The organism is Kiritimatiellaceae bacterium, from assembly GCA_013141415.1.
GTDB lineage: Bacteria > Verrucomicrobiota > Kiritimatiellia > Kiritimatiellales > Tichowtungiaceae > Tichowtungia.
The window spans coordinates 285,506-305,284 of record JABFQY010000003.1 but is presented as its reverse complement, the minus strand read 5'-3'; the positions used below and the strand labels follow the sequence as shown (position 1 = coordinate 305,284).

Below are 19,779 nucleotides of genomic sequence, written 5' to 3'. Positions count from 1 at the left end.
AAAATTTAAATCCTGTTTTCGTGCCTTTTCGTGGCTAATTTTTCTTCAACTTCGGACCGGTCGGAGTGTCTTGAACGGTCCAACCGGCGGCGGTGATGGCGTCGCGCAGGCGGTCGGCTTCGGCGAAGTTTTTGGCTTTTTTTGCGGCGACGCGCGCTTCGGCCATCAGAATCAGTTCCGCCGGAATTTCAGCGGCGGGCGGCTCAAGGAATCCGAGGACGCTATCCAGTTTTTTCCAAAGGTTGGAAACAGCCAGCGCGGTTTTTGAATCCATCGGAAACGCTTTGTTGCCTTCATGGACGCCGTCGAATAGTGCGCCGAGTCCGCCAGCGATGTTAAGGTCGTCGTCGAGCGATTCGGCGAACCGCTTTTCGAGTTCAATGGCCCAGCCGGGCAGGTCTTTCATTGTAGGACACGCTTCCCGTATTCGGGAGCGTGTGTTCTCGTTACTACCACACAGGCTCTCTGGGTACAGAGAAGCCTGTCCTACAAGCTCGTCCCGCGCAGCGTCTTTGACCTTGGCGTAGAATTCGTCGAGGCGGGCGAGGGCGGCGCGGTTGGCGTTCAGCGAGGCGAAGGTAAAGTTGAGGCTTTGGCGATAGTGCGTACCGATCAGTTCGTAGCGGATTTCGCGTCCGGTGAAACCTTTTTCCAGAATCTCGCGCAGCGTGTAGAAGTTGCCGAGCGACTTGGACATTTTTTTACCGTCCACTTGCAGGTGGGCGCAGTGCATCCAGTATTTGGAATACATGCAACCGTTGGCACCTTCGCTCTGAGCGATTTCGTCTTCGTGGTGCGGAAAAATGTTGTCCACGCCGCCGGTGTGCAGATCGAAGGTCTCGCCGAGATATTTCATGCTCATGGCGGAACACTCGATATGCCAGCCGGGGCGGCCTTTGCCCCACGGCGAATCCCAGACGACATCGCCGTCGGCTTCGTCGTAGCCTTTCCAAAGGGCGAAGTCGGCGGCGTTTTCCTTGTCGTATTCGTCCTGCGCGACGCGCGCGCCGGAGCGCATTCCTTCGCGGTCGAGGTGCGCCAGTTTTCCGTATTCAGGAAACTTATCGATCGGGAAATAGACCGAGCCGTCATCGGACTTGTAGGCCAGTCCTTTAGCGAAGAGCTTTTCGATAATGGCGATCATTTCGGGAATGCAGTCGGTCGCGGCGGGATAAAACTCGGCGGGCTCGATATTGAGCGATTTGAGGTCGGCGAAAAAGGCGTCCTTGTATTTCTGGGTGTACTCGCGCAGCGGCAGGCCGGTTTCGCGCGAGCCGCGGATGGTCTTGTCGTCCACGTCCGTCAGGTTCTGCACCTGTGTCACCTTGAACCCTTTGTATTTGATCCAGCGGCGAAGCAGGTCTTCGAACATATAGGCGCGGTAGTTGCCGATATGGGCGTAGTTGTAAACCGTCGGGCCGCAGGTGTACATGCGGACGTGGTTGTCTTTCAGCGGAACCAGCTCTTCCTGCGAGCGGGACATCGTGTTGTAGATTTTAAAACTCATAGCGCAGTTCAATTATTGTTCAGCGTGCCCGAACCTTTTTTATTTTTTTGCCTTTTGCGGATCATAGTTCGGATTCGACGTCGGCATCTGGGCGTTTACCGACAGGCGCCATTCCTGTAGTTTTTTCAGCAATTCGGCGGCTTTTTCCGGTTTGCTTTGGGCGAGATTGTTTTCTTCCTTCGGATCCTTGGCGAGATCGAAAAGCATCAATTCTCCGTCCTCGAAAAACTCGATCAGCTTCCAGCCTTTGTGCTGAATCGCGCCATACGGCTTGGTGGCGTGATAATGGGGATAATGCCAATACAATGCGTCCCGGCTGAGCGTCCCGGACTGTTTAAGTAACGGCACAAGACTCACGCCGTCTTTATGCTCTTCTGGTTTGGGCGGCAGGCCGGCCATTTCGAGTATGGTGGGGTAATAATCGGTTCCGATGACCGGAACGTCCGATGTGCTTCCCGCCTTGGTTACGCCTGGCCAGACAATAAATGCCGGCACGCGCGTTCCGCCTTCGAAGGCCGTACCTTTCGTTCCTGCCAGCCCGCCGTTGTAGTCATTTTTTAAACCGCCATTGTCACTGGTGAAAATGAAGATTGTATTTTCCAGCTTTCCTTCCGCCCGCAGTTTTTCAACGATCCGCCCGACGCTGTCATCCACGCTTTGCACCAGCCCTGCATACTTTGGATTCGTTTGCGGGTAGGTATTTGTCGGAGCCTTCGCCAGCTTGTCCGCATATTTTTTTTCGTACTCCGGTTTGGTCATCACCGGTTCATGCACCGCATAGTAGGCCATATAGAGCAGAAACGGTTTTTCACCGGTAGATGTAATAAACTCCTCAGCTTTATCCGTCAGCCGGTCTGTCAGGAAATCGCCTTCTTTCCCGCCGTCAAGGTTCGGCAGGTTCCATGGATAAAAATATTTTCCTGGACCGGATGGCTGTCCAGATGCGCAGCCCGCGATATTTCCGTCAAACCCGTGCTTTTCCGGAGTATGTTCTGGACACAGTTCGGGCGTCCGACTAGGCATCATATGCCATTTTCCAATAAGCTGAGTCGTATAGCCGCCTTCTTTTTTCAAGGCTTCAGGCAGCGTAATCCGCTCATGGTCGATGAACATCTTCCAGTCCGGGATGATAAGCTTAGCCAAAGGATTTTTGACGCGCCCGGGGATATAGTCCGTCAGATGCAACCGTGCCGGATAGCGACCGGTCAGGATGGCGGCCCGGCTCGGAGAGCAGACCGTGCAGGCCGAATAGGCCATGGTGAATTTCATCCCTTGGGAACACAGCTTATCGATATTCGGTGTTTCATGGAACGTGCTTCCGAAGCAGCCCAAATCTCCCCAGCCCAGATCATCAACCAGAAAGAAAACAAAATTCGGTTTAACGGGCCGCGTTGCCGCCTGACTGTGAACGCCGGCGGTTGCGATAAGCACTGCAGGAAGAGCTGTAATGATTTGTTTCATGCACATTTCCTTTCACTTCAAAACCGCGGCGAGTCTGCGGGCAAAAAGCGGCAGGTCCGGATCACGAGCGCCCATACATAGCACAGGGAGTGCTTTTTTTAACAGCTGTTTTTCCAGTGAGGCGTAGTCCGGGACGAACTCTGCCGGAACACCGGCGGCGTTCAGTTTTTCAACAAACTGTTCCGAGGTGATTTTGATATTTACCGTTCCGCCGGCGAAATAAACCGGCAGGATGAATAAATGTTTTAAACGCCCGGTGGGGTCACCGGGCCTACAATCTGCTGTAGGCCGCGTGCCCTCACGCGGCGCTTTCCAGGCATTGGCAAAAACCGCTATGAAACCGTCCAATCCTTGGAAAAGCGGTGTGTAACCGTGCGGACGCCAGTAGGCCGAGAACGCCGAGAACTCGCCGGAAACTGCCTCAAGCGCGGCGGCGATCTTGATCGGGCTGTGCGCGAAGTCGTCGATCACTTTCGGGCCGACCCGTTCGAGCCGCCGTTCGATTCCCCTAAAGGTTGCGACTGCGGCGACGCACTTTTGCATATCAAGGCCGAGCGCTTTGCAGAGCGTCAGCGCGTTGTTGGCGTTTTCAACATTGTGTTCGCCGAGGATGGAAAGCTTTACGTCGAACTGTTCGGGTTTTTTGACGACGGTGCCGGAAACCTGCGACTCAAACTGCGCGAAGAGTTGGTGAAGTTCGGCCAGCGAAAAGTGATCCTCGGCGATGTTGGTGATAATCGCGTGGTGTGGATGAAACTTAAGGAACGACTTGTCGCTTTCGTCGGCTTCGATGATCCATGGGCCGGTTCCAAATCGAACGTTTCCCAGCGTAGACGCGACGCCCTCGTCGCGTTTATTGGAGAAGGCGACGGGGGCGTCGCCTCTACGTTGCCAATTCAAAACCGGGGCTCCGCAATAGACGGTCGGGTCTTTGCCGAGGCATTGAAAAATCCAACCAAGCATTCCGGTGACGGTGGATTTTCCGGCGGTTCCAGCGACGGCGATTACCTCTTTGCCTTCACAGAGCTTTGCCAGCATATCGGCGCGGTGGAGCAGGGGGATGTTAAGGAGTTTGGATTGTTGGATGTCTGGATTGTCGGATTCAATGGCGGTGCTGTAGACGACGGCATTGGTATCGGCGGTGATACCGGAGCCGTCCTGAGGAACAATCCGGACGCCCAGTTTTTCCAGCGTATTGAAAATTGGCAGACCGGTCGCGCGGTCGGAGCCGGAGACAGAATATCCGGCATGTGCGGCCAGCTGGGCGATGCCGTTCATCCCCGTTCCGCCAATGCCGATAATGTGCAATTTCATAGTCTCCTATGAAGCCGGAGTCTGCTTTTGTTTTGCAAGATTATTATCGAGCCATTATGTTCTGAGCCGGTCAGGGAGTTGTTCTTTATACATGTTTCCTGAATTAAAAAGTATCCGGCAGAGTGACAGGAGGATGAGTGATGAAAACTGTATTCCGCGTGAACCGTCGCCTCAGTTTATTGTGCATCATAATGTTGTCGGGCGTATTTCTGCTTGAGTCCCGGGCCTTCGCAGAACCTTCTTCCCCCTGGGCTTCCGTGAGTTTTGCAGAAGGCAAACCGACGTTAAGCGGTGCTGAATGGGTTGTACGCGTGAATCAGCAGGACGGGGCTTTTCCCGCGGCTCCTGCGCGGTGGTCTGTCGATTCAGAGAAGCCGTGGGGCAGGGGTAAGCTGGTTCTTGAATTGGATCGGACTAAATTAACGTCCGATCTCGCCATGTCATTTGTCTGCGCCAGCAGCAATGCGAATTTTATTATCCAATTACTGAATGATAAGGATCAAATCGTGGCATTGGATTTGTTTTCCAATGTCGCCGATGTCATGGGGGCGATCAATGTAAGTACGCTGGTTATTCCTTTGATGGATTATCCCAGCGCATCAAAAATTTGTATTCGGCGGCTGTCCGGACCGTTAGCCGTCCATAGTCTGATCCTCATTCCGGCCGCCATTGGAATTGACGCTCCGCAGTCCGCCGGAGTGCTCGAAATGGCTAAGCGGCTTGGCGATCCTTTAAGTTCTTCCAATGAGCTTGTGCGCAGTCTTCAGCAGGCTTGCGATCCGGCAAAACCTGTCCAGATCGATCAGGTAATAGAAAAACCGCATGTGTCGTACTTTGAAACGGCGTCGAAACTTTCACCGGATAAAATCATCGAATTTATCAATGGAATTTCGGTGGATGGCAGCGATTTCACGGCCGACTGCTTTGTTCGATTTGCAGAAAAGGGCGAGCTGGAAATGCTGAATCTCTTCTATCAGGCGGGTATGCCGCTCACCGTCCATGATCAAAGAGGAATGACTGCCGGACAGGGCGCGGGCTTTACGGGGCAGATCCGGGTCTTAGACTGGCTGTTGGCTAATGGATTTCCGATTGAAGAGCCGGATACAATCGGTCGTACCGCGCTTTTCGCCGCTGTGCAGAACGAAAAGTATGATGCCTTGTCATACCTGCTTATGCGCGGGGCTAAAGCAGAAGTGAACAGCCGTGTTTTACGCACTCCGTTGTTTTATGCCGTGTGCTGGGGCGATACGTCACATTCCGACAACATTCGTGAGGCACTGATTGCCGCCGGAGCGCAGGTAAACTTTCAGGATGAGAAAGGCGTTTCGGTGCTGATGAATGCCGTTCGCTCCGGACATTTGCGGCAGGTTCGCGGCTTAATTTCACATGGAGCGGATGTGAATGCCACAGATCGCGCCGGTCTGTCGGTCATGGAGTACGCCGTCCAGCGGGGAAATCGACCCATCATTGCGGCACTGCAGAACGCGGGTGCTGCACAGGCTTCGGTTTTGGCGAACCCGTTGCATCAGGCTGTTAAGGCAAGGGATTATGCTCTCTGCCAAGAGTTGCTCATAGGTGGGGCTGACCCGAACGATAAAGATATGGATGGCCGGACAGCTCTCGGATGGGCTGCACACAATGCGTCGGGCTTACAAATTATGGTATTACTGCTTCAGTACGGGGCGGATGTGAATAGTGCCGATTCAAAAGGTCGCACACCTCTGTTAGATGCGGCGATATGGAATTGGGGCAAAACGGATAGCATCCTTCCCTTGCTCTTAGAAGCAGGTGCGGATCCAAACCATCAGGATCAAGCCGGCGTGACTGCTTTACATGTTGCTGTGGGAGGGGATGCAACCGAAAACATTAGAGTGCTGTTGGAGCATGGTGCAAATCCCCAGATATGTGACAAACGCGGGCGTTATCCGAAGGATCTTGCCAGAGATAAAGGGGCCGAGCTGAACCAAATGATTCTGAAATACCATCAGGCTGGAGCGGCTCAATAGAAGCTGGACGCATTTGTTATCGTTTTTCTGATGGCCGTTTTCTGCCGGAACGGGCATACATTTCTCAGTGAAATTTTATCTCCAGTGGTATGCGCGGCTTCCATCCACCAACACCTTTCTTAAGGAACGGCTGGCGGTGGAGAACAGTCTTCCGTCCGGCACGGTGGTTGCGGCGCGCGAACAGACGCAGGGTCGGGGACGGCTCGACCGTGAATGGGTTTCGTCGGTTGGCGCCAATCTCACCTTTTCAATTCTTCTGTGCGGAAAATTCAATCCCCGGAAGTTACCGTCCGCTTCCATGGCCGCTGCGATTGCCGTCGCCGAACTGCTCGAAGCGGAAGGGCTGAACCCGTCGCTGAAATGGCCGAACGACGTGCTGGTGAACGGGAAGAAAATCTGCGGGATTCTTTCCGAAGGAATTGCCGATGGCGTCATCATCGGCATCGGCCTGAATGTCAATATGCAGAATGCGGAGCACATTGATCAGCCCGCCACGTCGGTTCTGATTGAAACCGGCAAACGCCGCGACATCGATGAACTGCTCGAAAAGCTGCTGAAGCGTCTTTCCGTCCGGCTTGATGAATGGGCGCAGGGCGGCTTTCCGGAAATCCGGAAGAACTGGGAATCAAAAATTCCGAACATCGGAAAATCCGTCATGGTGCGTAACGGCACAGCGGTTCGCACCGGAATTCTTGCCGGCTTCGGGCCGGACGGCGAACTGCTGTTGCGCGACGGAAACGGTGCAGTCAGCCCGATTTGGGCTGGCGATCTTTCTGGCTGAATCATTTTTCTTAATCTGAGTATTGAGAAAAGAACTCCGAAGAAGGACTATTGCCGCCAGTTCGCCGGAAAATTTAAGGCCTTGGCCTTCCGGCAGAGGTTTCAATCAGGAGTTTTTTCATGTGTCCACAGACGCCCTTTAGACCGCTTGAATATAATTACAGTAGCAAACAGCCTGTTCGGACGCTTCTCGGTCTGTTGAATCGCCCCCGGTGGTTTTACGTTGCCACCTTGCTGGTTATGGTCATCAAGCATTCGCCGATGTGGGTTATTCCGTTTTTGATCGCACGGGTAATCAACAGCCTGGCCGACCCGGTCGCGTTTCCCGCCTCGCAACTGACGCTGTATTTCGCGGCAGTGGTCGTCCTGATTGTGCAGAACATTCCAACGCACACGCTTTATGTTTCCATGCTGAGCGGCGCGGTGCGTGATCTGGAACGCACGTTGCGCAGTGCGCTGGTGACGCGACTTCAGCATCTTTCAATTGCCTTTCATGACCGCACGGAAACGGGCCGCCTTCAGGCAAAATTGTTGCGCGATGTCGAGCAGGTGCAGATGTTCTGCATGCAGATCGGCGATTCCGGCTCTCTGGCGGTGCTTTCATTTTTCTTCGCCGTGATCGTGACCGCCGTCCGCCAGCCGCGCCTGCTGGTATTTTTTATCCTGCTGATCCCGGTGATCAACGGCTTGCGTTTTATTTTTGAGCGTCGGATTCGCGAACGCAACACGGCCTTCCGGTCGGAAGTCGAGCAGATGTCAGCCGAGGTGACAGAAATGCTTAACATGATTCCGGTGGTGCGGGCGCACGGACTGGAAGAAGAGGCGGCCCGCCGGATGGAAGCGCAGTTCGGTGCGGTCAACGAGCGAGGACGCCGACTGGATATTCTCAATGCAGTTTTCGGATCTTCCGCCTTTGTGGTTTTTCAGCTTTCCATGGTATTCGGACTGATTGTGATGAGCTGGTTCTGCCGTAAAGGCTGGATCACCGTCGGCGACATTGTCCTTTACCAGAGCATGTTCAGCACGATCGTGATGAGCGTTTCGCAGCTGATGAATATGTATCCGCAACTGGCCCGCGGGATTGAGTCGGTTCGCTCCATCGGCGAAGTGATGGAATCTCCGGATCTGGAATATAACCGCGGACGCCGCACCGTTGATGCCATGAACGGGCATGTTCAGTTTCAAGATATGACTTTTTCCTATGAGAAAGAAAAAGGCCCGGCGATCCGGAATTTTTCACTCGATGTAGCGCCGGGCGAATGTATCGCGCTGGTCGGGCCGAGCGGCGGCGGGAAATCCACGCTGATGCAATTGCTGATCGGCTTCCGCCGTCCGCAGCAAGGCCGGATTCTTTTCGACGGACAGGATATGGAAGAAATCGATATGCGCACAGCCCGCCGCTTCATTTCCGTTGTGCCGCAGGAGACGGTTCTTTTTTCCGGCACCATTCGCGAGAATATCACCTACGGACTGACCGGTGTCAGAGATGAACGCCTGCGCGAAATACTCGCCGCCGCCAATCTGATTGAGCTGGTTGATGGACTTCCCAAAGGCCTCGACACACGCATCGGCGAGGACGGCGCGCTGCTTTCCGGCGGTCAGCGCCAGCGTATTGCCATTGCCCGGGCGCTGATTCGCAATCCGCGTATTCTGGTGCTCGACGAAGCCACCTCCGCGCTCGATGTGGTTTCTGAGAAAAAGGTGCAGGAGGCGATCGAGCTGGCAGTACAGCACCGCACGACCTTCATCGTCGCGCACCGCCTTTCCACCATCCGGAAGGCCAACCGCATTGTCGTTATGAAGGACGGGCAGATTGAAGAAGTCGGATCGTACGATGAACTGATGACCCGCCGCGGTTACTTTTTTGAAATGCAGCAGCTTCAACATTAACCTGTTCAAACAATTTCCAATCCACAGAGAAATGGCATATAAAGCGGCAACGATTCTGAAACGGAGGCTTCATGAGTAAAACGGCGATACTGAATCAGATTTTGTGGGACGACCTCAGCGGATTAAGCGCCGTTGAGAAAGCCCCATACTTCGTCGAAAACGGCCGGTCATTCCATGCGCTGGTCGCCCAGCAGTTCAGCCGTTCAATGCTTGAAGACCTTTGTTCGCTGGCGACCTGTGTTCGCCGCATTGCTAAAACCCGCGACGGAAACACCTTTCTCCAGAAACAGCTTTTTGACAAACGGGCGATGCTTTACTTCGCCCAGCCTTCGACCCGCACGTATCTTTCGTTTTATTCCGCCTGCCAGATTGTCGGCATGCAGACCATGAATGTGCGCGACAGTTCAACCTCCAGCGAAATGAAAGGGGAGTCGCCGGAAGATTCTGTCCGGACGTTCAGCTCGTACGCCGACCTGATCATTATGCGCCATCCGGCGGGCGGCTTTGCCGAGCGGATCGCGTGGATGCTTTCCAATACACATCGGCCCGTACCGGTTGTCAACGCCGGTTCCGGTAAAGACCAGCACCCGACGCAGGCTCTGCTTGATATCTACACACTGGCCCGCAGCTTTGAAAATATAGGCGGCATTGACGGCAAGAAGATCGCTTTCGTCGGCGACCTGAAACGCGGTCGCACAGTCCGGTCGCTGGCGTGGCTCCTCACGCAGTACAAAGGCGTCAAAGCCTATTTCGTTGCGCCGCCGGAACTGCAGATTGGCGACGACATTCTCAAACAGCTCGATGCGGCCGGTATGCCGTACGAAATCAGTCACGACTTTGCCAAGGTGATTCCGGAAGTGGACGCGATCTACATGACCCGCATTCAGGATGAGTGGGATGTGGATAATGAAAGCAGCCGGATCAACACCGCATCCTACTACTTCACCAAAGAGCACCTTACTGTTCTCAAGCCAACCGCCGTTATTATGCACCCGCTGCCGCGCCGCCTTGAAATTGATCCGGCGGTCGACAGCGACCCGCGCGCCGTTTACTGGCGGCAGGTTCGTAACGGAATGTGGATCCGTGCCGCGCTGATTCTGAGCATTTTCGAATGCGACGGCGCCGTGCGAAATTATTACAGGGAGATGAAACGATGAAACACCTGATCTCACTCAAAGACTGGAGCTCACAGGAAATTCTCGATGTGCTGGAACTGGCCGCCAAAGTCAAAGCCAAGCCGCAGAAATACGCGGACTCCATGAAGCAGAAAACTCTGCTGATGATTTTTGAAAAGCCGAGTCTGCGCACACGGCTGTCGTTTGAAATCGGCATGACCCAGCTCGGCGGCCACGCCATTTACTACGACATGAGTACTTCGCCCATGGGCGGCGGCAAGGAAACTATCGAGGACTCCATCAAAGTGATCAGCCGCATGTGCAATATCGTCATGGCGCGCCTGTTCAGCCACTCCGACATTCTCGAAATGGCTGAGTACGCCACCATTCCGGTGATTAACGCGCTGACCGACGAAGGCCATCCCTGCCAGATCCTGGCCGACTTAATGACCATTCATGAAAAGAAAGGCGCGCTCAAAGGATTGAAGCTGGCCTATCTCGGCGACGGCTACAACAACGTCACCCATTCGCTCATGCAAGGCTGCACCAAACTCGGAATGCATTGCAGTGTCGGCTCGCCGGAAGAACAGATGCCCGCCGTCGAAGTCACCGAACTCTGCGCGCAGTTTGCGCGGGAATCGGGCTGTGAACTGGTCGTCACCGACGATCCGGTCGAAGCGATCAAAGACGCCGACATCGTCTATACCGACTCATGGATGAGCTACCACATTCCGAAGGATGAAGAAGCCGCGCGCGTTAAACTATTCACACCGTATCAGGTCAACGCCGCGCTGATGAAGCACGCCAAACCGGACGCCATCTTTATGAACTGTCTGCCAGCCCTGCGCGGCGCCGAGCAGACCGCTGAAGTGATCGACGGCCCGCAATCGGTCGTCTTCGACGAAGCCGAAAACCGGCTCCACGCTCAGAAAGCCGTCATGCTCACCCTCTGCGGTGCTGTCTAGTCAATGACCGGAACCTATCACATCTGGACGATCGGCTGCCAAATGAACGAGGCCGATTCGCGGTACCTCGCTTCGCAGCTCGAAGCACTGGGTTTTGCGGAAACTCCGCGGGCGGAGCATGCCGACATCGCCGTGCTCAATACCTGCGTGGTGCGCCAGCAGCCGGAGGATAAAGCCGTTTCCAAACTGCTGTCGCTGGGCGACACCAAGAAAAACAAGCGCCGGATGATTATCGCCCTGATGGGCTGCATGGTTGGTAAACGCGAGGCGGAAGACTTGGCGAACCGGTTTCCGTTCGTGGATGTTTTCATGGCGCCGTCACAGACCGACGCGCTGATTGATTATGTACTGAGCCGCGACGAATACAGTCATCTCGACCGTTCGCAGATTGAGCTGGCCGACTACCGGCTGCCCGCCGTCAACCGCGAAAAGGCAATCACCGCGTTTGTGCCGATCACGCTGGGCTGTTCGCATGCCTGTTCCTATTGCATCATTCCGTACCGCCGCGGCCCTGACCGTAGTCGCAAGCCGGAAGAAATTCTCGCCGAAGTGCGCTCGCTGGCCGGGCAGGGCGTGAAAGAGGTGACACTTCTCGGACAAATTGTTGACCGCTATGGATTTGATCTTGGCGACGGAAAAAATCTGGCGTGGCTTCTCAAAGAGGCGGCGAAAATCGACGGCATTTTGCGAGTCCGGTTTTTGACCAGCCATCCGTCGTACATTGACGAAGAACTTATCCGTGCCGTGGCGGAAACGGAAAAAGTCTGTCCATACTTTGAACTGCCGTTTCAGGCGGGCAGCGACCGGATTCTCGAATCGATGCGGCGCGGCTACACCAACGCCGAATACCGGCAGGTCGTGGCCGATATCCGGAAAATCATTCCTGACGCTTCGATCAACACCGACGTCATCGTCGGCTACCCGACCGAAACCGAAGCCGACTTCATGGACACGATGAAACTCTACGGCGAGCTAAAACTCGATCTGGCGCATATCGCCAAATACTCGCCGCGTCCGCGCACCGTTTCATCCAAAATGCCCGACGATGTTTCCGAAGAGGAAAAAGAAAGCCGCGCGAACCGCTTCGACGAACTGGTCGCGCAAGTGATGGGCGAAAACAATGCGCCGCATCTTGGAACCGTGGTCGAAGTACTCGCGGAAGAATTTCAGGAAAGTAAAGGCCGCTGGCGCGGCCGCACACCGCAGAATAAACTGGTCTTCTTCGAGCACGAAGGCGACTGCCTCGGCCAGCTCGTAAAGGTGAAGCTGGACTGGACCGGCCCGTTCTCCATGATCGGCCGCGCGGTCTGAAGACAAGGCAGGCGAGACGCCTGCGATACGTATCGCCGCCGTCCCGGCGGCCTTGTTGCGTGTAGGCCCGCTGCCCTCAGCGGGCGTTATTCCGCCGGGTGAGGGCACCCGGCCTACATTTGCGTTAATTTGCGTCCATTTGAGGTTCTGTTTTCGGCTCACAGAGCCGACTCTACATTTCAGGCTGATGTAGTGTTGGTTCTATGAACCAATCTTCATTACGCATTACTCGTTACGCAGTACGCTTGGCGAAGTGCTTCGAATCACCCCACTGGTTGAAGCCGATGGTTTCGCCGATACCTTCAATGCGGCGGGTCAGACAGCCGCGGCACATGGATGAGTTTTCATCGAGGCACGGCTTGTTGTCGTAGAGTACATAGTTCGGGCGGAACTCGGTTTCGGTGACGTTTGGCATGATGACATTTGCGCCGCACAGCAATCCCATTTCGCGCCCGGAATGCTCTAAGGCCTGAAGCGCGGTGGCGGCGGCGATGTTGACGTCCTTCAGCACAATGCGTGTGACAGCGATCATCTTGAGTCCGAGCGCGAGTGCGGCCTGTTTCTGTTCGTCAGTGTATGGCGGAATTTCTGCGCCCATCGGCGTATCGTGGTGCGGAATGTACGGCCCCATGCCGACCATATCCACGTCGAGTTTCTTCATGAACAGAATGTCGTTGACCAGATCGTCCATCGTCTGGCCGGGCAGTCCCATCATGACGCCGGTGCCGACCTGATAGCCGGTCTTTTTGAGCAGGGCAAGGCAGTTCTTGCGCACTTCAAAATCGTGATCCGCCGGATGCAGTTGGCGATACAGCAGCGGATTGGTGGTTTCAATGCGGAGCAGATAGCGGTGCGCACCCGCCTCACGCCAGCGGCGGTAGGTTTCTTCCGTCTGTTCGCCGAGCGACAGCGTGACGCCGAGTTTGCCGTCCGTGTTCTCTTTAATCCGCCGGAGCACCCGTTCAATCAGCTCAATGTAGGCGGCATCCTGCCGTTCGCCGGACTGAATCACGACCGAGCCGTATTCGTTTTCAAACGCCCAGATCGCTTCGCGCACCATTTCCTTTTCGTCCATCTGGAAGCGCTTCACGTTGGTGTTGCTCTTGCGGATGCCGCAGTAGTAGCAGTCCTTAATGCAGATATTGCTGCACTCAATGATGCCGCGGAAATAGGCGACCTTGCCGACATATTTGGCCTTCACCCGGTACGCGCAGTCATACAGCGCCTGCAACTCCGACGGGTCGCTGATTTCCAGCAATGTCTTCATCTCCGCCGGAGTCAGCGTTTCGTCGCGGTCAACTTTTGTTAAAATGAGATCTTTCATATCAGGCCAATCTGTCTGATCAAAAATAAAGGTCGCGATCACCGGCTTTAATCTGCTCGATGCGTTCGAGCAGTTTGGTTTTTTGTTCCCCGTCGGGCATCCGTTCGAGTTCGCGCTCTATCTGCTTCATGCCCGCCTTGCGGGTTTCCGGCGACGAATAGTCCTCCATGTATTCGAGGAAGGTCAGTACGGCGTTGGGCGTGCAGAACCGTTTCACGAAACCGGGAATGGCAAATTCCATAAAATGCTCGCCGGTGCGGCCAAGACGATAGCAACCGGTACAGAAGCTGGGGATAAAGTCGGCTTCGCACAGCTCACGGATCACCTGATCAAGCGAGCGTCCGTCGTTCAGCACAAACTGGCTCTTTTTATAAGACTCTTCGTCATCCTGCGAATAGGCTCCAACGCCGATGTCGGATCCGGCATCAATCTGCGACACGCCGAACTGGATAATTTCATTGCGAATGGCGACCGATTCTCGGCAGGTGAGAATCAGTCCGGTGTACGGCACGGCGAGGCGCAGAATGGCGACCAGCCGTTTGAAGTCGTAGTCACTGACTCCCTGCGGCGGCTTGTCGCACAGCGCGGTGCCGATGGCCGGTTCGATGCGCGGGAACGAAATGGTATGCGGTCCGACGTGGAATTTTTCTTCCAGATGAATCGTGTGATAGAGCAGGGCCATCGTTTCGAAACGCCAGTCGAACAGTCCCATCAGTGCGCCGATGCCGACGTCGTCGATGCCGGCCTGCTGGGCGCGGTCGAGTCCATGGAGCCGCCAGAGAAAATTACTCTTCGGTCCCGACGGATGCATCTGCTTATAGGTTTCCTGATGATAGGTTTCCTGAAAAATCTGGTAGGTGCCGATGCCGGCGGACTTCACCAGTTTGAAGCCTTCGACATCCAGCGGCGCGGCGTTGATGTTCACGCGGCGGATTTCGCCGTTGCCGTGTTTCTGTTTATAAACTTCCACCACGGTGTCGTGAATGAACTGCGCGTCGTACTGCGGATGTTCGCCGTACACCAGAATCAGCCGCTTGTGTCCGCGCTTCACCAGCGCTTCGATCTCGCGGTCGAGTTCGGGCATCGTCAGCGTTTTGCGGCTGACGTCCTTGTTGGTGCATCGGAACCCGCAATACTGGCAGTTGTTGATGCACTCGTTACCGATGTAGAGCGGAGCAAACAGCACGATGCGGTTGCCGTAAATGCGCTGCTTCAGTTCGCGCGCGCCTTCGAAAATTTCATTCACCAGCTCCGGCGATTCCGCGTTGATCAGCACTGCCATCTCTTCGGGGTCGAGCCGGTTTTTATTCAACGACTTCTGAATCACCTCGCGCACCCGTTCCGGAGTCGGATTCGTTGTCTTTTCCAACCATTGGAAAATTTCGTTTTCGGGAATGAAGGATTTCAGCCCTTCCGTATCAATTTTCATTTTAGATTCCTTTCAAAAGCATCCAGCGCGGCGGGGAAGGGCGACAGCACCCGTTTCAGCACGCCCTGCGTCTGTGAAATACAAAGTCCGTAGTTGGTGATCGGCACGCCGGCGGCCTCGCACTTTTCGATGCGCGAGAGAATTTCGCGCCGGTTGTGCATACAGCCGCCGCATTGCACCACAAGGCTGTACTCGTTCAGGTTGTCCGGAAAGTCACGCCCGGCATAGACGTCGATTTGCAATTCGCATCCGCAATATTGCCGGAGCCAGCGCGGAATTTTAACGCGACCGATGTCGTCCTCGGCGGCGTGGTGACTGCACGATTCGGCAATCAGTACCTTGTCGCCGTCTTTCAGTTTGTCGATCGCCGCGGCGCCCGCCGCCAGTTTTGGTAAATCGCCTTTGAGCCGCGCGAATAGAATCGAAAAGGTGGTGCAGGGAATTTCTTTCGGCGTGTCGCCGATCATCTTCAGCACGACCTGCGAGTCGCAGACGACCAGATCCGGCGGAGTTTTCAGCTGGCCGAGCATGTGGGTGTATTCCCGCTCCTTCACCACCAGCGCGGCGGCGTCGTTATCGAGCGCGTCGCGGATGGTTGAAACCTGCGGCAGAATCAGTCGGCCTTTCGGTGCCTGCAAGTCGATCGGTACAATCAGCACGGCGATGCCGCCGGGCTTCACCAGATCACCGACCAGCGGCGGCGGTTGAATGAATTCTTCGGGACAAACTTCAATCAGCCGGGCTTTGAGCTGGGAAAGAATTTTTTCTCTGCTGTTCAAGTCGGTTGAGTTGCAAGGCAGATAAGACGGATCGGACGGATTGGACAGATCGGACTTATTGGCAATTTTGATGACGGGAGTTGCGCCCGCTTTTTCACAAACTACTTTTTCAAATTCTCCAAACCGGTCGCCCTCACAGATCAGCAGAATGACATCAGTGCGGTCGAAAACCTTTTCGGTTTTTTCGACGCGCTTGCCGCCGAGAAGCGTCTTGTCATCGAGTCCGGCGGTGTCGATGAAAACCACCGGCCCGATGGGGAGCAGTTCCATCGTTTTTTCGACGACGTCGGTCGTCGTGCCGGGCTGTTCCGAGACAATCGAAACATCCTGACCGGCAATCAGGTTTAGAAAACTCGACTTGCCGACGTTGGTTCGGCCGAACAGCGCGATATGCAGTCTTAAACTTTTCGGTGCGGTTTTCATTTATAACCCATAGCCATCAAATTCTGCGGCGAGAGCGTCTTTTCAACCGTCTCTTTGCCTAGTTCCTTCTCCAAAAACTCGCGAATGGTTCCGTTACCGTGCCGTTCGAACTGCTTGAACAGCTCTGAACAGCGGTCATATCCAAGCATCGGAACAAACGCAGTGATGATTTCGGGAGAAGCATACAGGCGTTCCAGACATTTACCTTGATCCGCGTCAATTCCGGGGACATGTTTCGCCAGCATTCGCGCGGCGGCGATCAGCAGGTCGATCGATTCGAGCAGGGCGTCGGCCAGCAACGGCATGAACTCGCAGATCTGGAGAGAACCGCGCGCGGCGCAGTCGGCAACGATGTTGTTGTTCGCTTTCACTTTGATGCCGATTTGGATGACCGACTCCAGAATAACCGGATTTACTTTGCCCGGCATGATGGACGAACCGGCTTGCACGGCGGGCAGTTTAATTTCGCCGAGCATCGCGAGCCGCCGCAGATCATCGCTGACTTTGATCAAATTGATAGCGGCGGCATTGAGGATGCCGGATACTTCGACGAAGCAGTCGGCGTTGGCGGTGGCTTCGACCATATTTTCGGCGCGGCTGAGGCCGAGGCCGGTCACTTCGCGCAGTTTTTCGATGACGAGGAAAATATAGCTGCGCGGCGCTGTAATTCCGGTACCGATTGCCGTGCCGCCAAGGGTGACGGTGCGCAGACGCTCTTCGCACTTGAATGTACGCCAGCGGTCACGCGCGAAGGCTTCGGCGAACGAGGCGAACTGTGCGCCGAGTGTCAGTGGAACGGCATCCATCAGCTCGGTTTTTCCGAGAATCGGGAGGTTGGCCCACGTTTTTTCTAGAGTCTGGAAAGCACCCTGAAGCGCGGCGAACGCTTCGCTGAGTTCACGAACGGCTCCGATGGCGGCAACTTTCAGTGCCGTCGGGTAGGTGTCGTTCGTGGACTGGTGCAGGTTGACCTCTTCAATCGGATGCGCTCCGGCGAGATGGCTGATCACTTCGTTGACCATCATGTTGGTTGAAGTCCCGGCGCCGCCCTGAAGGGCAGACAGGGGACAGGAGTCAGGAGTCAGGGAACAGGCTTCGATAATGCGGTCTGCTTTTTCTTTAGAGAGAAAACCGAGTTCCTTATTGGTGAGAGCGCAGGCCTTTTTGACCTGAGCATACGCTTTGAGCAGACGCGGGTTAACGGAATGTCCGGGGATCGGAAAATTTTCCAGTGCCCGGGCGGTGTGGATTCCCCATGCGGCGTCTGCCGGGATTTCCTTTGATCCAAGTAAATCTGTTTCGATCCGGTTTTTCATTTCGATTTGCTCAGCATGGATTTGACGGAGACGCCGGACAGGGCTCCGAGTTTTCCGGTGAGAACGCCGAGTTCGTCGGTGGTGGCGTCGACGATGAGCGTGATGGCGGAACAGGAGCGTTTTTCGTAGGGAACACCCATCCGGGCAACGATCAGTTCGCCGAACTGTCCCAACAGTTCGTTGACCGCTGTCGCGTTGGCTTCACGGTCTTCGATAATGATTCCGATGAATCCGAGTCTCGTCTGCATAGCTATTTCTCCAAAAAAAGTGCTCCGCCGCATCTCTGCGGCGGAGCAGGAGACGGTAGGCAGCTATGCAAACCGTTTTCCTAAATTGTCCATTTGCCTTGGGTCAGGGACGGGCCCCTTGCCGCAGAAAACCCCGAAAAAGTACACCAAGTTTTACTTCTTGTACACTTTTCGTTCTTGGTACCCGGTGTGCAATAGTTCGTGAGCCTTGTGCCCCAACGGTTTACCCAAGAAATCTTCGTAAATTTTTGTGATCATCGGGTTGCGGTGGGAGCACCGCTGGACGCTCTTTTCGTCATCGGTGTAAATCCCGGCAATCCGCTTCTTGCGGATCTCGTCGGTTGCGCCGTGGGGCTGTCCGCCGCCGCCGATACAACCGCCGCGACAGGCCATTACCTCAATAAAGTGGTAGGGCAGTTCTTCGCCTTTTTCCTTCGCCGCGCGGATCTGGTTGAGCACTGCTTCGACGTTGCCCATCTGATGGGCGACTGCAACGCGAACTTTAGTGCCTTTGATGTCCACCGTGGCGGCTTTCACACCTTCGAGGCCGCGGACATCCATGAAGTGAACGTCCTTGAGGTCTTCTTTGGTGATGAGGAAATAGGCGCTGCGCAGAGCGGCTTCCATGACGCCGCCAGTGACGCCAAAGATGGTGCCAGCGCCGGAGTACTCGGCGAGCAAGCTGTCCGGTTCCTCTTCCGGCAGGTTTTTGAAGTCGATGCCGGCCTGTTTGATCATGTGAGCCAGCTCGCGGGTCGTGATGGATACATCCACATCCTGAAAGCCGGATGAAGTCATCGTTTCGCAACGCGAAACTTCGAACTTTTTCGCTGTGCAGGGCATGACGGAAACGACGTACATATCTTTCGGATCAATGCCGGCCTTTTCGGCGTAGTAGGTCTTGGCAACGGCACCAAGCATCTGCTGCGGCGACTTGGCCGATGAAAAGTTCGGGATGAAGTCTGGAGCGAATTTTTCCATGTAGTCGGTCCATGCCGGACAGCACGAGGTGATCTGCGGCAGGACACCACCTTCGGTTACGCGCCGGACGAATTCTGAACCCTCTTCCATGATGGTGAGGTCGGCGGTGAAGTTGGTGTCGAACACGGCATTGAAACCGAGACGGCGCAGCGCGGTGTAAAGTTGACCGGTGAGTACTTCTCCGGGCTCATAGCCGAAGGCTTCGCCGATGGCGACGCGCACAGCCGGAGCAATTTGCACAACACAATGCTTTTTGTTCTCTTCAATGGCATTCCAGACCTCGCGGGTCTGGTCTTTTTCATAGATGGCACCAACCGGGCAGTGCGCGGAGCACTGGCCGCATTTGATGCAGGGACTTTCGTCGAGCGTGACATCCGCCGCAGGAGCGATTCGGGTGTTTTCGCCGCGTCCGATGAACTCAAGAGCCCAAACCCCCTGCATATTTTGGCAAACCTTCGCGCACCGTCCGCAGGAAATACATTTTTCCGGATTGAGTACGATAGAGGTGGTGGAGTTGTCAACCGGCAGGTCGCGCAACCGCTTTTCAAACGGCACTTCGCGGATGCCGAATTCTTCCGTCAGAGTCTGCAGCTCGCAGTTGCGGTTACGGCTGCACTGGAGGCAGTCGTTGGGATGGGTTGACAGAATCAGTTCAAGTACCGTGCGGCGTACATTGACGATTTCCGGGTCGTGGGTGATCACCTTCATGCCGGGGCCTGCCGGTGTGGCGCAGGCGCGCAGCATTTTTGGTGAGCCTTCCACCTTGACCACGCAGATACCGCAGGCAGCCCACGGTTCGAGGTCGCTGTGGTAACAGAGCGTCGGGATTTTTACGCCGACCAGTTTGGCTGCGTCGATTAAAGATGTGCCTGGTTTTACCGATACCGGAATTCCGTTGATTTCGAGTTCAATCATATTCATGGGTTTCTC

General features: G+C 55.2%; 15 protein-coding genes. 6 read left to right on the top strand and 9 right to left on the bottom strand.

Going from position 1 to position 19,779, the window contains the following annotated elements; translation table 11 throughout:
* Positions 1-34: 34 nt before the first annotated feature.
* From HOO88_05585 to HOO88_05575, 3 genes are read right to left on the bottom strand one after another with little or no spacing between them, the layout of a single operon-like run.
* A complete protein-coding gene (locus HOO88_05585) occupies positions 35-1,507 on the bottom strand; it encodes a cysteine--tRNA ligase (protein ID NOU36221.1) in 1,473 nt (490 codons plus the stop codon).
* A 39-nt stretch (positions 1,508-1,546) separates the two neighbouring features.
* A complete protein-coding gene (locus HOO88_05580) occupies positions 1,547-2,974 on the bottom strand; it encodes a sulfatase (protein NOU36220.1) in 1,428 nt (475 codons plus the stop codon).
* 6 nt (positions 2,975-2,980) lie between these two features.
* On the bottom strand, positions 2,981-4,282 hold the full coding sequence (locus tag HOO88_05575; GenBank protein NOU36219.1) for a hypothetical protein: 1,302 nt from the start codon (positions 4,280-4,282) through the stop codon (positions 2,981-2,983).
* Between the two features lie 140 nt (positions 4,283-4,422).
* On the opposite strand from HOO88_05575, the gene HOO88_05570 reads away from it, so the two are divergent.
* The 6 genes from HOO88_05570 (at position 4,423) to miaB (ending at position 12,349) form a co-directional block, all read left to right on the top strand.
* Positions 4,423-6,288 (top strand): hypothetical protein, encoded by a 1,866-nt coding sequence (locus HOO88_05570; protein ID NOU36218.1) that lies wholly within the window; start codon positions 4,423-4,425, stop codon positions 6,286-6,288.
* 67 nt (positions 6,289-6,355) lie between these two features.
* Complete coding sequence (locus tag HOO88_05565) at positions 6,356-7,069, top strand: biotin--[acetyl-CoA-carboxylase] ligase (GenBank protein NOU36217.1); 714 nt, start codon at positions 6,356-6,358, stop codon at positions 7,067-7,069.
* Positions 7,070-7,188: 119 nt separating this feature from the next.
* The gene (locus tag HOO88_05560) at positions 7,189-8,958 is read left to right on the top strand and encodes an ABC transporter ATP-binding protein (GenBank protein NOU36216.1); all 1,770 of its coding nucleotides are present in this window, start codon (positions 7,189-7,191) and stop codon (positions 8,956-8,958) included.
* A 71-nt stretch (positions 8,959-9,029) separates the two neighbouring features.
* Positions 9,030-10,115 (top strand): aspartate carbamoyltransferase, encoded by a 1,086-nt coding sequence (gene pyrB, locus HOO88_05555; protein ID NOU36215.1) that lies wholly within the window; start codon positions 9,030-9,032, stop codon positions 10,113-10,115.
* Positions 10,112-11,038, top strand: coding sequence for an ornithine carbamoyltransferase (gene argF, locus HOO88_05550; protein NOU36214.1), 927 nt, complete (start codon positions 10,112-10,114; stop codon positions 11,036-11,038). Before pyrB ends, argF begins: the two co-directional genes overlap by 4 nt.
* 3 nt (positions 11,039-11,041) lie before the next feature.
* Positions 11,042-12,349, top strand: coding sequence for a tRNA (N6-isopentenyl adenosine(37)-C2)-methylthiotransferase MiaB (gene miaB / locus HOO88_05545; GenBank protein ID NOU36213.1), 1,308 nt, complete (start codon positions 11,042-11,044; stop codon positions 12,347-12,349).
* A 232-nt stretch (positions 12,350-12,581) separates the two neighbouring features.
* On the opposite strand, the gene hydE is transcribed toward miaB, so the two are convergent.
* The 6 genes from hydE to HOO88_05515 form a co-directional block, all read right to left on the bottom strand.
* The gene (hydE, locus tag HOO88_05540; protein NOU36212.1) at positions 12,582-13,673 is read right to left on the bottom strand and encodes a [FeFe] hydrogenase H-cluster radical SAM maturase HydE; all 1,092 of its coding nucleotides are present in this window, start codon (positions 13,671-13,673) and stop codon (positions 12,582-12,584) included.
* A 19-nt stretch (positions 13,674-13,692) separates the two neighbouring features.
* Complete coding sequence (hydG, locus tag HOO88_05535) at positions 13,693-15,102, bottom strand: [FeFe] hydrogenase H-cluster radical SAM maturase HydG (protein NOU36211.1); 1,410 nt, start codon at positions 15,100-15,102, stop codon at positions 13,693-13,695.
* Positions 15,099-16,304, bottom strand: coding sequence for a [FeFe] hydrogenase H-cluster maturation GTPase HydF (gene hydF / locus HOO88_05530; GenBank protein NOU36210.1), 1,206 nt, complete (start codon positions 16,302-16,304; stop codon positions 15,099-15,101). The genes hydG and hydF overlap by 4 nt, the downstream gene beginning before the upstream one ends.
* Positions 16,301-17,620 (bottom strand): aspartate ammonia-lyase, encoded by a 1,320-nt coding sequence (locus HOO88_05525; GenBank protein NOU36209.1) that lies wholly within the window; start codon positions 17,618-17,620, stop codon positions 16,301-16,303. Before HOO88_05525 ends, hydF begins: the two co-directional genes overlap by 4 nt.
* Positions 17,617-17,868: a CopG family transcriptional regulator gene (locus HOO88_05520; protein NOU36208.1), complete on the bottom strand. Its 252-nt coding sequence runs from the start codon at positions 17,866-17,868 to the stop codon at positions 17,617-17,619. Before HOO88_05520 ends, HOO88_05525 begins: the two co-directional genes overlap by 4 nt.
* 153 nt (positions 17,869-18,021) lie before the next feature.
* Positions 18,022-19,770 (bottom strand): 4Fe-4S binding protein, encoded by a 1,749-nt coding sequence (locus tag HOO88_05515; protein ID NOU36207.1) that lies wholly within the window; start codon positions 19,768-19,770, stop codon positions 18,022-18,024.
* Positions 19,771-19,779: the final 9 nt, after the last annotated feature.

Excerpts from the sequence above, each read along its gene's own strand:
- hydF (NOU36210.1), bottom strand. The coding sequence starts at position 16,304 with ATGAAAACCGCACCGAAAAGTTTAAGACTGCATATCGCGCTGTTCGGC.
- HOO88_05525 (NOU36209.1), bottom strand. The coding sequence starts at position 17,620 with ATGAAAAACCGGATCGAAACAGATTTACTTGGATCAAAGGAAATCCCG.
- pyrB (NOU36215.1), top strand. The coding sequence starts at position 9,030 with ATGAGTAAAACGGCGATACTGAATCAGATTTTGTGGGACGACCTCAGC.
- HOO88_05575 (NOU36219.1), bottom strand. The coding sequence starts at position 4,282 with ATGAAATTGCACATTATCGGCATTGGCGGAACGGGGATGAACGGCATC.
- miaB (NOU36213.1), top strand. The coding sequence starts at position 11,042 with ATGACCGGAACCTATCACATCTGGACGATCGGCTGCCAAATGAACGAG.
- HOO88_05580 (NOU36220.1), bottom strand. The coding sequence starts at position 2,974 with ATGTGCATGAAACAAATCATTACAGCTCTTCCTGCAGTGCTTATCGCA.
- hydG (NOU36211.1), bottom strand. The coding sequence starts at position 15,102 with ATGAAAATTGATACGGAAGGGCTGAAATCCTTCATTCCCGAAAACGAA.
- hydE (NOU36212.1), bottom strand. The coding sequence starts at position 13,673 with ATGAAAGATCTCATTTTAACAAAAGTTGACCGCGACGAAACGCTGACT.
- HOO88_05515 (NOU36207.1), bottom strand. The coding sequence starts at position 19,770 with ATGAATATGATTGAACTCGAAATCAACGGAATTCCGGTATCGGTAAAA.
- HOO88_05570 (NOU36218.1), top strand. The coding sequence starts at position 4,423 with ATGAAAACTGTATTCCGCGTGAACCGTCGCCTCAGTTTATTGTGCATC.
- HOO88_05585 (NOU36221.1), bottom strand. The coding sequence starts at position 1,507 with ATGAGTTTTAAAATCTACAACACGATGTCCCGCTCGCAGGAAGAGCTG.
- HOO88_05560 (NOU36216.1), top strand. The coding sequence starts at position 7,189 with ATGTGTCCACAGACGCCCTTTAGACCGCTTGAATATAATTACAGTAGC.
- argF (NOU36214.1), top strand. The coding sequence starts at position 10,112 with ATGAAACACCTGATCTCACTCAAAGACTGGAGCTCACAGGAAATTCTC.
- HOO88_05520 (NOU36208.1), bottom strand. The coding sequence starts at position 17,868 with ATGCAGACGAGACTCGGATTCATCGGAATCATTATCGAAGACCGTGAA.